12 protein-coding genes are annotated in these 13,698 nt (G+C 68.8%); 5 read left to right on the top strand and 7 right to left on the bottom strand.

What is annotated here, in order from left to right; all coding sequences use genetic code 11:
- Positions 1-230 precede the first annotated feature (230 nt).
- The 6 genes from folE2 to efp all read right to left on the bottom strand — a co-directional run bounded on the left by folE2 (position 231) and on the right by efp (position 5,839).
- On the bottom strand, positions 231-1,166 hold the full coding sequence (gene folE2, locus KME82_RS15770) for a GTP cyclohydrolase FolE2 (protein WP_252255358.1): 936 nt from the start codon (positions 1,164-1,166) through the stop codon (positions 231-233).
- A gap of 90 nt (positions 1,167-1,256) precedes the next feature.
- A complete protein-coding gene (locus tag KME82_RS15775; protein ID WP_215494905.1) occupies positions 1,257-2,015 on the bottom strand; it encodes a phytoene/squalene synthase family protein in 759 nt (252 codons plus the stop codon).
- Entirely contained in the window at positions 1,997-2,695 is a 699-nt protein-coding gene (locus KME82_RS15780; RefSeq protein WP_215494906.1) for a phosphoglycolate phosphatase, read from the bottom strand. The genes KME82_RS15775 and KME82_RS15780 overlap by 19 nt, the downstream gene beginning before the upstream one ends.
- Complete coding sequence (gene ubiG, locus KME82_RS15785; protein ID WP_215494907.1) at positions 2,692-3,459, bottom strand: bifunctional 2-polyprenyl-6-hydroxyphenol methylase/3-demethylubiquinol 3-O-methyltransferase UbiG; 768 nt, start codon at positions 3,457-3,459, stop codon at positions 2,692-2,694. Before ubiG ends, KME82_RS15780 begins: the two co-directional genes overlap by 4 nt.
- Positions 3,460-3,619: 160 nt before the next feature.
- The gene (locus KME82_RS15790) at positions 3,620-4,957 is read right to left on the bottom strand and encodes a TRZ/ATZ family hydrolase (RefSeq protein ID WP_215494908.1); all 1,338 of its coding nucleotides are present in this window, start codon (positions 4,955-4,957) and stop codon (positions 3,620-3,622) included.
- Positions 4,958-5,272: 315 nt separating this feature from the next.
- Complete coding sequence (gene efp, locus KME82_RS15795) at positions 5,273-5,839, bottom strand: elongation factor P (RefSeq protein WP_056111797.1); 567 nt, start codon at positions 5,837-5,839, stop codon at positions 5,273-5,275.
- A gap of 291 nt (positions 5,840-6,130) precedes the next feature.
- Here efp and epmB point away from each other — a divergent pair, with 291 nt between their 5' ends.
- Positions 6,131-7,156, top strand: coding sequence for an EF-P beta-lysylation protein EpmB (epmB, locus tag KME82_RS15800; protein WP_215494909.1), 1,026 nt, complete (start codon positions 6,131-6,133; stop codon positions 7,154-7,156).
- A 182-nt stretch (positions 7,157-7,338) separates the two neighbouring features.
- The gene (locus KME82_RS15805; protein ID WP_036102719.1) at positions 7,339-9,429 is read left to right on the top strand and encodes an EAL domain-containing response regulator; all 2,091 of its coding nucleotides are present in this window, start codon (positions 7,339-7,341) and stop codon (positions 9,427-9,429) included.
- 457 nt (positions 9,430-9,886) lie between these two features.
- On the opposite strand, the gene htpX is transcribed toward KME82_RS15805, so the two are convergent.
- Positions 9,887-10,807, bottom strand: a complete 921-nt coding sequence (gene htpX / locus KME82_RS15810) for a protease HtpX (RefSeq protein ID WP_215494910.1) — start codon at positions 10,805-10,807, stop codon at positions 9,887-9,889.
- A gap of 176 nt (positions 10,808-10,983) precedes the next feature.
- Between htpX and gluQRS the strand changes: the two genes are divergently transcribed.
- From gluQRS to phaR, 3 genes are all read left to right on the top strand, one after another.
- Positions 10,984-11,922, top strand: a complete 939-nt coding sequence (gene gluQRS, locus KME82_RS15815; protein ID WP_215494911.1) for a tRNA glutamyl-Q(34) synthetase GluQRS — start codon at positions 10,984-10,986, stop codon at positions 11,920-11,922.
- A gap of 42 nt (positions 11,923-11,964) precedes the next feature.
- Positions 11,965-12,705: an acetoacetyl-CoA reductase gene (phbB, locus tag KME82_RS15820; protein ID WP_046657081.1), complete on the top strand. Its 741-nt coding sequence runs from the start codon at positions 11,965-11,967 to the stop codon at positions 12,703-12,705.
- A 347-nt stretch (positions 12,706-13,052) separates the two neighbouring features.
- The gene (gene phaR / locus KME82_RS15825) at positions 13,053-13,565 is read left to right on the top strand and encodes a polyhydroxyalkanoate synthesis repressor PhaR (protein ID WP_036112324.1); all 513 of its coding nucleotides are present in this window, start codon (positions 13,053-13,055) and stop codon (positions 13,563-13,565) included.
- Positions 13,566-13,698 lie beyond the last annotated feature (133 nt).

Below are 13,698 nucleotides of genomic sequence, written 5' to 3' on the forward strand. Positions count from 1 at the left end.
TTTGGGTGATGGGCCGGTGCCTTCGCGCCGGGTTGCGTGCTGTGCCGCGTTCGCGCGGCATCGTCGGCTATCGATTCACGTCACCGATGCGCGCGGTTCGGCCAGGCACAGACGCTGCGCCGTACCAACCGACACGTAGAGCAAAGCCGACGCAAGATCGACTGTTCGTTGCCGGACGTACCGGCCCGGCCCCAAGCCGAGCCTTCGGCGCGAAACGCCGGACGCGCGGATCAGTCGCGCGCGCCCTCGCCGGTGACCCGGGCCACCGCATCGTGCGCGTGCAGGCTTTCGAAGTGCGAGACCTGCGCATCGAAGCGTTCGATCCGCGGATCGCGCGCCAATGCTGCGGCGACGCGGCGCGCGGCGTCTTCGCAGAACATCAGGTTCTCGGCGTTGAGACGGGCGAAGGCCTGCTCGTCCTCGCGCTTGACCGCGGTCTGCACCGGCGTGCCGAGCGCCTGCTCGATCGCGTCGATCAACGCGGTCAGCGGCAGTTCGTCGAAGGCCGGACGCAGGTCGACGCGCACGTCGGCGCGGCTGCGCTGTGCGTGCGGGGTCGCGGCCAGGCCGCGCTCGGAGGCGAGCCAGTCGCTGACCACCGCGGTCGACAGCGGATGCACCGCGGCGAAATCGGCGGCGAAGCGTTCGGCATTGAGCTGGCGCGACAGCGCCGCCGACGCCGGGCAGGTGCTGGAGTACTCGACCGCGAAGCGCAGGCCCAGTTGCAGGTGGCCGTCGATCAGGCGCGCGTCGATCTCGACCGGGTAGCGCTTCCAGCCGGCGTTCTGGCTGGCCAGGGCCGGACGCAGCAGCAATTGTTCGTAACGCAGGACCACCCGCGCGGCGCTGGAAATGCCGCCCTGGCCGTCGACCAGGCCCTGCAGCACGCGGCGCAGGCCGGCCGGGGTCAGGCTTTCGCTGGCGAACGCGGTCTGCAGTTGCAGGTACATGCGCGACATATGGATGCCGCGCGCGTTGGCGTCGCGCAGGTCGACCGATACGTCGACCGAGGCGGCGACCTGGATCGCGCCGCCGTCGGCCGTGGCGATGCGCAGTGGCAGGGCGATGTTCGCCATGCCGACCCAGTCGAGCGGACGCGCGGCGGCGGCGGCGTCGAAGGCGACGTCGGGAAGGGTCGAGCGGTGGGGCAGATGAGATGTAGTCACGGCGACGAAGATGGGGGCGCGTGGGGGGAACGCAACGAAGGCCATTCTAGCGGCCGGGGGCCGGCGGCCCCCTGCCCGGCCCTGCAACGGTCAGTTGCGGGCGCCGCGCCAGGCCGCCAGCAGCGCGGTCCACGGCGACAGCGGCCGCGCCGCGTCGCCGCGCTGCAGGCGGGTGTGCGCCAGCGCCGTCCACAGCCGGCGCGGCACGGTCGCGCCGCCGCGGTCGGGCCATTGCGCCAGCAGTTCGCGGCTCCATTCGGCCGCCGCGCCCTCGCCCGGCCGCGCCATCGCGCGCGCGACCACGCTCAGCGGCACCGCCGCGTCGCCCTGCAGCACCAGCCGGGCTTCGAGCAACGACGACTGGATCGCCGGGACCGCGGCTTCGGCCAACTGCCCGGGCACCGGTTCGAACAGCGCCGCGTCGATCGCGCCGATCGCCTCGGCCACCGGCAACAGATGATCGAAGGCTTCGCCGCGATCGCCGGGACGCTCGCGGCTGTCGCGCAGCGCCGGCAGCGCCGCGGCCAAGGCCTGCCAGGGCGCGGCCTGGCGTTGCAGCGCCAGCCCCAGCGGGTGACGCCGGCGGCCCTGGCGCCAGCCTTGCAGTTCCTCCATCCACCAGCCCAGCTTGGCTTCGCCGGGCAAGGCGTCGCTGCCGCCCCAGGCGGCATCGGTGAGCTCCTGTTGCAGCGCCGCCCAGGCCACCGCGGTGGCGCGCTGGGCGCGCGGCACGAACACTTCGGCCACCGACCATTCCGGCCAGCGCGCGCGCCATTTGCCCGCGAAATCGTGCAGCGCCTGCTCGTCCCCGGCGGGCGCCGCGGTCGCGCTCATCGCGTCGCCGGCCATGCGCCTGCCTCGATCAGCTCCGACGGCGCGTCGATCAGGACATCGCCCTGCCACGCGATCGGGTCGTCCTCGGCCAGCCGATACCCCCACAGCGCGACCACCGAGGCCATGCCGGCGGCGCGCGCGGCGAGGATGTCGCGTTCGTCGTCGCCGACGTACACGCAATCGGCCGGATCGACGCCGATCTGCTGCGCGGCGACGGTCAGCGGCAGCGGATCGGGCTTGCGCACCGCCAGGGTGTCGCCGCCGATCAGCACCGCGCACCGGGTTTCCCAGCCCAGCAGCGGCATCAGCTTGCGCGCCAGGTATTCGGGTTTGTTGGTGACGATGCCCCACGGCCGGCCCGCGGCTTCCAGCGCCGCCAGCATCGGTTCGACCCCGTCGAACGGGGCGCCGTGCAGGCCGAGCTCGCGTTCGTACAGGTCGAGGAACTCTTGCACCCAGCCGTCGCGCTCGCTCGCCTCGACGTGCGGGAAGGCCGCGCCGATCATCGCCCGCGAGCCCTTCGACACGTGCGCGCGCAAGTCGTCGAGCGGCATCGGGCCGAGCCCGTGCTGCGCGCGCATGAGGTTGGCGACCGCGAGCATGTCCGGCGCGCTGTCGAGCAAGGTGCCGTCCAGGTCGAACAGCACCGCCTTGGGAAACGCCTGCGCCGCTTCGGCCGCTATCGCCGCGCTCATGCGCTGAGTTCCGGCTTGAACGCGCAGGCCAGGTAGTTGATTTCGGTGCGCGAGGTGATCCGCGCGGTGTTGCGCCACGGCTCGTACATCAGGCCGCTGACGTCTTCCAGCTGCAGGCCGGTCTCGCGAAACCACGCGGCCAGTTCGGAGGGCTTGATGAAGTCGCGGTATTGATGGGTGCCCTTGGGCACCAGCCGGGTCAGGTACTCGGCGCCGACGATGGCCAGCGCGAACGCGGCCGGGGTGCGGTTGAGGGTCGACACGAACAGGCGGCCGCCGGGCTTGAGCAGCTTCGCGCAAGCGCGCACGATCGCGGTCGGATCGGGCACGTGTTCGAGCATTTCCATGCACGTGATCGCATCGAAACTTTCCGGCCGCTCTTGCGCCAGCGATTCGACCGACTGCAGCCGGTAATCCACCGCCACGCCGGTCTCCAGCCGATGCAGCTTGGCGACCTTGATCAACTCGGGCGCCAGGTCGATCGCGCTGACCTGCGCGCCGGCGCCGGCCAGCGCCTCACTGAGCAGTCCGCCGCCGCAGCCCACGTCGAGCACCTGCGCGCCGCGCAACGCCGCGCGCTGGGCGACATAGTCCAGGCGCACCGGATTGAGCGCGTGCAGCGGCTTCTGCGGACCTTGCGGGTCCCACCAGCGGTTGGCCAGGGCGCCGAACTTGTCGAGTTCGGCCTGGCTGAAATTGTCGTGGCTCGCGCCGGTGCCGGACGAATCGCCGGAGGAAGTCGATGCGTTGCTGGCTGCGCTCATGAGTCCTGCTCGTGGTGTCCGTCGAGCGCCTGCGCAGGGGTCGCGCAAGGCGTCGAGGTGGGGTCGATAGTGTGCGGCAAGCGCGTCGGCGGCGGTGTTAACGCGACGCGATGACGCAGCGGCGCGGCCTGTGTTTTGTGCCGTGTTTCGCGGCCCGCGCTCAACGCTTGATCGCGGCGATGCGCTCGCGCCACTGACGCGCGTTGGCGATCAGCGCCGCGGTGTCCATGTCGATCAGCCGGCGCTCGCGCAGCTTGGCGCGGCCGGCGATCCACACGTCGCCGACCTGATGCCGGCCGGTCGCGTAGATCAGCTGCGAGACCACGTGATGCACCGGCTGGGTCTCGATCTGGCCCAGGTCGACGCAGACCAGGTCGGCCTGCTTGCCGATCTCGATCGAGCCGACCTTGGCGTCGAAGCCCAATGCCTTGGCCCCGCCCAGGGTCGCCGCGCGCAGCGAGGCGAACGCGTCCAGCGCCGAGGCGTCGTCGGCGACCGCCTTGGCCAGGATCGCCGCGGTGCGGGTTTCGCCGAACATGTCCAGGTCGTTGTTGCTGGCGCAGCCGTCGGTGCCGATCGCCAGGTTGACCCCGGCGTGGTGCAGCTTGCAGGCCGGGCAGAAGCCCGAGGCCAGCTTGAGGTTGGATTCGGGGCAATGCACCACGCTCACGCCGCGCTGCGCGCACAACTCGATCTCGGCGTCGGTGAGCTGGGTCATGTGGACCGCGATCAGGCGGTCGGTGACCAGGCCCAGGCGGTCCAGCCGCGCCAGCGGGCGCTGGCCGTGCTGCTTGATCGAGTCGGCGATTTCCTGCGCGGTCTCGTGGGTGTGCAGGTGCACCGGCAGGTCGAGCTGATCGGCCAGCATGCGCACGCGTTCGAAGTTGGCGTCGCTGACCGTGTAGGGCGCATGCGGCGCGAACGCGGTCGCGACCAGCGCGTCGTCGCGCCACAGGTCGTGGACCTCGCCGGCGCGGTCGAAGTATTCGTCGGAGGTCTTGGCCCAGGCGGTCGGGAAATCGATCACCGGCAGGCCGACCCGGGCGCGGAAGCCGTGGCGCTTGTACACCGCGGCCTGCACGTCGGGGAAGAAGTAGTTCTCGTTGGCGCAGGTGGTGCCGCCGCGCAGCATCTCGGCGATCGCCAGGGTGATGCCGTCCTCGACGAACTGCGGCCCGATCACCGCCGCCTCGACCGGCCAGATGTGGCCTTGCAGCCATTCCATCAGCGGCAGGTCGTCGGCGATCCCGCGCAGCAGGGTCATCGGGTTGTGGGTGTGGGCGTTGACCAGGCCCGGGATCAGCGCCGACTCGGGACGGCTGACGGTTTCCGCGGCGGCGTAGCGCGCGCGGGCGTCGGCGATCGGCAGGAGGTCGACGATGACGCCGGCCTTGACCGCGACGGCGTGGTCTTCGAGCACGACCGCATGCGGTTCGACCGGTACCACCCAGCCTGCCTCGATCAACAGGTCGCAGGGAACAGGGGCGTTCTCGGTCATCATGCGCGTCTCGATGCGGGTGTAAGGAAGCCCGGCGCGTGGCGCGGGCGGACCGGCGATCAAGCTGGCATGCGCCGGTTACTGCTGGGCGACGCCGGGAGTGTGATTCGCGGCGGCGCGGGTAAAGCCGGTGGTTCGAAGCGAAGGCATTGCGTCGGGTCTGCGGATGTCGCGCTCGCCCGGCCCGGGCTGGTCGCCCGGGCGTTCGCGCAAGCGCGAGCCGGTGGCTCGCAAGCGCTTGCGCTCACCCCTCGCTTTCGCGGGGATGACGCATCGGCAAAGCCGTGGCCGCCAAAGCGGCCACGGGCCGATGCGTCACTTCACGCGGCTGACGTACTCGCCCGAACGGGTGTCGACCTTGATGGTCTCGTCCTGGCCGACGAACAGCGGCACGCGCACGACCGCGCCGGTTTCCAGGGTCGCCGGCTTGCCGCCGCCGCCGGAGGTATCGCCGCGCACGCCCGGGTCGGTCTCGGTGATCTTGAGCTCGACGAAGTTCGGCGGCTGGACTGCGATCGGCACGCCGTTCCACAGCGTCACCACGCACTCTTCCTCGCCCTTGAGCCACTTCTCCGCGCCGCCCATGCCGGCCTTGTCGGACTGCACCTGCTCGAACGATTCCTGGTTCATGAAATGCCAGTACTCGCCGTCGGAGTACAGGTACTGCATGTCGGTGTCGACCACGTCGGCCTGCTCGACGTTGTCGGTGGCCTTCATGGTCATTTCGACCACGCGGCCGGACTTGATGCTGCGGTACTTGATGCGGGTGAACGCCTGGCCCTTGCCCGGCTTGACGTACTCAGTCTCGGTGATGATGCACGGGTCGTTGTTGACCAGGATCTTCTGTCCGGTCTTGACGTCGTTCATGCCTAGGCTGGCCATGCTGAAACTCCTGCGAAATGAAAGTATTGAGGCGATGAGGGTGCCGGTGGTCCGCGACCGTGGGGTCCGCAGGCTGCCGCTGGCCGTCGTGGCGGCGCCGCCCGGACCGGCCTGCGGCTGCGCGACGGGGTCGGTGGAGCGCCGGGGTCGGGCTCGCCCGGACCGCCGGATCGGCGACGGAAGGCTAGAATGTCGGGCTGCGCCGGCCCCGTCCGCAGCGGCACTCCGCGTGGTCGGGACCCGGGCGCCGGAACCCATGACGGCATTCGGAACCCTGAAGGCTAGCCCTGCATGATACCTGCTGCACCACTCGCCTTACACCCGGCCCCCACGGCCGCCGCACCCGCGCGCTGGCAGGCGTTGTGGCGCGACGCCATCCGCGACCCGCGCGAGCTGCTGGCCCTGCTCGGCCTGGGCGAGGCCGGCCTGGCGATCAGCGACGCGGCCGCGGCCCAGTTCCCGCTGCGGGTGCCGCGCGGCTTCGTCGCGCGCATGCGCCATGGCGATCCGACCGACCCGTTGCTGCGCCAGGTCCTGCCGCTGGACGACGAGATGCGGCCGATGCCGGGCTTCAGCCTGGACGCGGTCGGCGACGGCGCGGCCAAGGCCGGCGCCGGGGTGATCCGCAAGTACCGCGGCCGCGCCCTGCTGATCGCGACCGGCAGTTGCGCGGTCCATTGCCGCTACTGCTTCCGCCGCCACTTTCCCTATGCCGAGGAAACCGCCGCGGCGGCCGGCTGGCGCGAGGCGGTGGCGGCGATCGCCGCCGATCCGGATATCGACGAGGTGATCCTGTCGGGCGGCGATCCGTGGTCGCTCGCCACCCCCAAGCTGGCCGAACTCAGCCACGCCCTGGCCCAGGTCGGGCACCTCAAGCGCCTGCGCATCCACACCCGCCTGCCGGTGGTACTGCCCGAGCGGGTCGACGCCGCCCTGACCCAATGGCTGCGCGCCCTGCCGTGGCCGGTGGCGATCGTGCTGCATGCCAATCACGCCAACGAATTCGACGCCGACGTCGACGCCGCGATGCAGCGCCTGCGCGCAAGCGGCGCCACCTTGCTCAATCAGGCGGTACTGCTGCGTGGGGTCAACGACAGCGTCGAGGCATTGGCCGCGCTGAGCGAGCGCAGCTACGCCGCCGGCGTGCTGCCCTACTACCTGCATCAGCTCGATCGCGTGCACGGCTCGGCCCATTTCGAAATCGGCGACGACGCCGCGCGCGCGCTGCATCGCCGGCTCGCCGCGCGCATCTCCGGCTACCTCGTGCCCAAGCTGGTGCGAGAAGTGGCAGGCGACCCGGGCAAGCGTCCGTTGTAAGGTTGTAATCTGTCTGGGGTTTGATCGGGGGCGTGGTCCGATGACCGCACGCGGGCGCAAGCACATGCGCCGGCAAAGCGCATCGGCCGCGTGATCGAACCCAACAACGGGTCACACATTTTCGTCCTTACATGGACGAGGCCGGCGCTTCGTGTCATAAAACCGGCCCACGGAGGTGGTCAATGCAATTCGGCAAAGACATGGTGTTGCGCTTGCTGATCGTCGACGACAGCGTCGAGGCGGCCGAAGCCATCGTCAGCGCGCTGCGCAACAGCGGCATCGCGGTACGGCCCACGCGGCCGGAAAACGAACAGGAACTGACCGCACTGATCCTGCAGCATCCGCCGGATCTGGTGCTGGCCGCGCGCAATTCGCGCAACGTCTCGATGCACAAGCTGATGCAGAGCGTCGACGCCAGCGGCAAGGACCTGCCGGTGCTGGTGCTGATGGAGACCGTCGACGAAGCCGCCCTGCTCGCGGTGATGGAGATCGGCGCGCGCGGCGTGGTCCTGCGCTCCAACATCGTGCATCTGCAGAACGTGGTCCGCGCCGAATGGGCCGACCTGGAAGCGCGCCGCTCGCTGCGCCGCCTGGAAGCCCAGGTGCGCGAGACCGAGCGCCGCTGCGACGCGCTGATCGATTCCTCGCGCGATCCGATCGCCTACATCCACGAAGGCATGCACATCCGCGCCAATGCCGCGTACCTGGAGATCTTCGGCTTCGAATCGTTCGAGGACATCGAGGGCATGTCCCTGCTCGATCTGGTCGCGCCCGGCCAGGTCGACGGCTTCAAGCAATTGCTCAAGCAGCTCAGCAAGGGCGACGCGCCGCCGCCGAGCTACGAGACCCAGGCCCGCGCGCTCGACGGCAACGCCTTCCCGGCTGTCATGGAATTCACCGCGGCCACCTATGAAGGCGAGCAATGCCTGCAGGTGGTGCTGCGCCGCCAGGAGATCGATCCGGAACTGGCGCGCGAAGTCGAAGCGATGCGCCAGCGCGATCAGGTCACCGGCCTGTTCAACCGCGCGACCTTCCTGCGCTCGCTCGAGGACGCGGTCGCCGACGCGGCGCAGAACTCGGCCCATCACGGCCTGCTGCTGATCGAGCCCGATCATTACAACCAGTTGCTGCAGGAAATCGGCCTGGACCAAGCCGACCAGCTGATCAAGGCCTGCGGCGAGCGCCTGCGCGAGGCGATCGGCCCGGACGACGTGGCCGCGCGCTTCGGCGAGCACCAGTTCGCGGTGCTGACCCTACACAGCGATCACTCCCACACCTCCGAGCTGGCCGACAAGCTGCGCGAAGCCTTCGCCGGGCGGGTGCTGGAAACCGACCACCTCTCGCTCAGCGCCACCGCCAGCGTCGGCGGCGTGCAGATCGGCGAGAAGATCGCCAGCGTCACCGCCGTGCTCGGCAAGGCCAGCCAGTGCCTGCAGTCGGCCAGCGACATCGGCGGCAACCGCACCGAACTGTTCGATCCCGGCGCGGTCGATCGCGCCGAGGAAGAGCGCATCGCCGCCTGGGTCGCGCGCATCCGCGACGCGCTCGATGCCGACCGCTTCGTCATGAACTACCAGCCGCTGATCAACCTGCACGGCGAACCGATCGAGATGTACGAGGCCTACCTGCGCATGCAGAGCCTGGGCCCGGACGACAGCAGCGAGCTGGTGCAGCCGCTGTCGTTCCTGCAGATCGCCGAAGAACACGGCCTGCTGTGGGAAATCGACCGCTGGGTCGTGGGCAAGGCGATCCAGGTGATCGGCGAGCGCATGCGCCAGGGCCGCCAGACCACCTTGCTGGTCAAGATCACCCAGGCCTCGCTGCAGGACGAAAGCCTGCAACAGCACATCGTCGAGCAACTGGCCAAGCACGGCGCCGACGGTAAGCTGCTGGTGCTGCAGTTGTCCGAATCCAAGGTGTTCACCAACCTGCGCGCGGCGCAGGAGTTCCAGTCGCGCGTCTACCACTACGGCGTGCGCGTGGGCCTGGAGCAGTTCGGCGCCGGCCTCAACTCGTTCCAGTTGCTGACCCACTTCGATGCGGCCTTCCTCAAGATCGACCGCAGCTACATGGAAGACCTCACCTCCAACCCCGACCACCAGCAGCGCGTGCGCGAGATCGCCGAAAAAGCCCGCGAACTGGGCCGCCAGACCGTGGCCGAATTCGTCCAGGACGCGGCCAGCATGAGCCTGCTGTTCGCCGCCGGCATCGACTACGCCCAGGGCCACTTCCTGGCCGCGGCGGGGCCGGAGATGGATTACGACTTCCAGTGAGGCGGGGATTCGGGATTGGAGATTGGGGATTTGTGATTCGTGATTCGGGATTGGGGATTCGGGGTAAAGCCGGGAATCGGGAATCGGGAATCGGGAATCGGGAATCGGGAAAGGCTAAAACCTCGGCAACAAAAAACCCGCCGACCGGCGGGTTTTTTGTATTCGCTTCGTAGGCCGCGTTTGCGACTGTAGGAGCGGCGCGAGCCGCGACCGCGAATCCACGCCGACGACGTAATTGCGAATTCGCGGTCGCGGCTCGCGCCGCTCCTACAGTTTGAAACGAGACAGCCCGGCCAATCAGGAGCTCATGCGTTTTGCTTCGGAATTCGCACTCGCCAACGAAAAAGCCGCCATCTGGCGGCTTTTTCGTTGCACCCCGGCTCTTCGTTAAACCCCTGCTCTTGCTGTTCCCCCCTTTGAAAAAGGGGGCCAGGGGGGATTTGCTCTTGCTCCTGTCTCAGCGCGTAACCACGCGCCCCGAACCACGCACCGGCTCATCGACCGCATTCTGCAGCGCCGCGATACGCTCCTCCAACGGCGGATGGCTGCGCATCAGACGCGACAGACCATGGCCGACCGCGCCGCTGATGCCGAACGCCTGCACCTGCTTGGGCAGCGTGCTTTCGCCATAGGTCTGGGACAGACGTTTCAGCGCCGCGATCATCTTCGGCCGGCCGGCCAGACGCGCGCCGCCCGCATCGGCGCGGAATTCGCGATAACGCGAGAACGCCATCGCGATCATGCTCGCGAGCAGGCCGAACACGATGTCGAGCACGAACACGGTCACGAAGTAGAACAAGCCCGGGCCGCGCGATTCGCGGCCGCCGCTCATCATCGCGTCGATCCAGCCGCCGACCACGCGCGCGGCGACCAGCACGAAGGTGTTGAGCACGCCCTGGATCAGCGCCATGGTCACCATGTCGCCGTTGGCGACGTGGCTGACCTCGTGGGCGAGCACCGCCTCGGCCTCGTCCCGGGTCATCGCGCGCAGCAGCCCGGTCGACACCGCGACCAGCGAATTGTTGCGATTGGCGCCGGTGGCGAAGGCGTTGATTTCCGGCGCATCGTAGATCGCGACCTCGGGCATGCCGATGCCGGCGGCCTGCGCCTGCGCGCGCACGGTCGCCAGCAGCCATTGCTCGTCGGCGTTGCGCGGCTGGGTGATGACGTAGGCGCCGGTGGTGCGCTTGGCGATCCACTTGGAGCTCAGCAGCGAAATCAGCGAGCCGCCGAAACCGAACACCGCGGCCATCACCAGGATCGCGCCGTTGTTGCCCAGGCGGATGCCGAAAACGTTCTGCAGCACCGACATCACGATGCCGAGCAGGATCAGCACGGCCAGATTGGTGGCGAGGAAAAGCGCTATGCGTTTGAACATGGTCGTGGCTTGCTTGTCGTACCGCGCACCGCGCGCGGCTTCAGGCGAACCTCCGTGTCCGGTTTTCGTGTCCAGTGGCGGCGTATTCGCCGCGTCGTCAGCTGTAAATGTGGCGAAGCGGCCGTTAATTCAACGAGAATCGCCACCACCCACACCGCCGCCCGAGCCTTCGTTCATTGTCCGGACATGCTGCCGCCGCCACCCGCCGCTACCGCGGCCGTTTCGCGCCCTCGCCGACCGGCGATCTGCATGCCGGCTCGCTGCTGGCCGCGTTCGGCAGTTGGCTGCTGGCGCGTCACCACGGCGGCGACTGGCTGGTGCGTATCGAAGACCTCGACCCGCCGCGCGAAGTTCCGGGCGCGGCTGAACGGCAGTTGCGCGCGCTGGCCGCGTTCGGCCTGGACAGCGACGAAACCGTGGTCCGGCAAAGCCAACGTCACGCGCTGTACCAGCACGCCCTCGACCGTCTGATCGACCAAGGCCGCGCCTTCGTCTGCCGTTGCAGCCGCAGCGACCTGGCCGCGGTCGGCGGCATCCATCGCCGTTGCGTGACCTCAGCGGCCGAGCACAAATCCGCCGCGCCGCAGGCCGCGATCCGGCTGCGCGTGAACGACGGCGACATCGTCGCCTTCAATGATGCGATCCAGGGCCCGCGAGCGCAGGACCTCGCCCGCGAAGTCGGCGATTTCGTGCTGCGCCGCGCCGACGGTTACTGGGCCTACCAACTCGCGGTGGTGGTCGACGACGCCGATCAGGGCATCACCGACGTGGTCCGCGGCGCCGACCTGCTCGATTCGACCGGCCGCCAGATCCTGCTGCAACGCGCGCTCGGCCTGCCGACGCCGGCCTACGCGCATCTGCCGCTGCTGCTCGACGCGCACGGCCGCAAGCTGTCCAAGTCCGATGCCGCGCGGCCGCTCGACCCGGCCGACCCGCTGCCCGCGCTGCGCGCCGCCTGGCGGGCGCTGGGCCAGTCGACGCAGGCGCTCGATGCGGTGGCGAGTGTCACCGAAGCATTGGATGCCGCACGTGTTTCGTTCAATCCGGCACAGATTCCGAACCACGTTTCCGGTCTCGCCGCGATGCACAACGATCCTGGCGCAAATGCTGTCTAGAATCGGGCCGAGACCGCCCCCCGCGGTCAAGGAGAGCTCAGCATGCAGTCACGCGTTGCACTCGTCACCGGCGGTACCGGTGGCATCGGCACCTCGATCGTCAAGCGCCTGGCCCAGATGGGGCACAAGGTCGCGACCAACTATCGGGACGAAGCCAAGGGGCGCGCCTGGCAGGCGCAGTTGAAGGAACAGGGCATCGACGTGACCATCGCCCACGGCGACGTGTCCTCGGCCGAACACGCGGAAACACTGATCCGCGACATCGAACGCCAGCTCGGCCCGGTCGACATCCTGGTCAACAACGCCGGCATCACCCGCGACTCCACTTTCCACCGCATGACCTCCGATCAGTGGAGCGACGTCATCGGCACCAACCTCAATTCCTGCTTCAACGTCACCCGTCCGGTGATCGAGGGCATGCGCGAGCGCAAGTGGGGCCGGATCGTGCAGATCAGCTCGATCAACGGTCAGAAAGGCCAGTACGGCCAGGCCAATTACGCCGCGGCCAAGGCCGGCATGCACGGCTTCACCATTTCGCTGGCGCAGGAAAACGCCAAGTTCGGGATCACCGTCAACACCGTGTCGCCGGGCTATATCGCCACCGACATGGTCATGGCCGTGCCCGAGGACGTGCGCAACAAGATCGTCGCCCAGATCCCGACCGGGCGCCTGGGCACGCCGGAGGAAATCGCCTACGCGGTGAGCTTCTTCGTGCCCGACGAAGCCGGCTGGATCACCGGCGCCAACCTGTCCGCCAACGGCGGCCAGTACATGGGCTGGTAAACCCGGCACGCGTCGCGCCGGAGGCCCTGTTCAGGTCTCCGGCGTTCGCGCATCGGCGTCCGCCATCACCCGCGCGGCCGCATCCGACACTGACCGGTTCACGCTCCGACCACGCCCTCGCCGCCGCTTCCGCGGCGCGCTCCGCTCGCGCCGCGCGCTTGGGTCGCCCGCGCTTTTCCGCTGGTTTTTCGCGATATCGCGCGATCGCCGGCGCTCGCGCCGGATCGCTTCGTGCGCTGCCGCCGGACATGCGCGGCACGGCGCCCGCGTCCGGCGACACGCCCCAGTTGCAAGGCCTCACGGCCTGCGCCATGCTGCAAGGCACCACGTTTTAGAGCCAAAGCTCCATGGCCTCGACCCGCATCATCAAGAAGTACCCGAACCGTCGTCTCTACGACACCGAGATCTCCAGCTACATCACCATCGAGGACGTACGCCAGCTCATCGTCGACGGCGAGGAGTTCGAAGTTCGCGATGCGCGCTCCGGCGACGACCTCACCCGTCAGGTGCTTCTGCAGATCATCGCCGAGCACGAACAGGACGGCGAACCGGTGCTCTCGACCCAGTTGCTCAGCCAGATCATCCGTTTCTACGGCGACTCGCTGCAGGGCTTCATGGGCAACTACCTGGAACGCTCGATGCAGGTCTTTCTCGACCAGCAACAGCAGTTCCGCAACCAGATGGGCGGCATGCTCGGACAGACCCCGTGGGCGATGATGAATCAGCTCACCGAGCGCAACATGACCCTGTGGAAGGAATTCCAGCAGAACCTGTCCGGCAGCGTGGGCCAGCCAACCACGCCCAAGCCCAAGAGCGACAAGCGCGAACCGGACAAGCGCGAGCCCGACAAGCGCGGTTGACCCGCGCTTTTTTCTTGCGCGCCTGAAACGGCGCGCAACGGGCGACATCCGGTCGACGAACCGCGGGGACGGTTCGCGGCGCGTGCATCGACCGCGCCGCTTCGCGCGCCACGAACCCATTCCGATCCAATCA

The organism is Lysobacter capsici, assembly GCF_018732085.1.
Taxonomy (GTDB): domain Bacteria; phylum Pseudomonadota; class Gammaproteobacteria; order Xanthomonadales; family Xanthomonadaceae; genus Lysobacter; species Lysobacter capsici_A.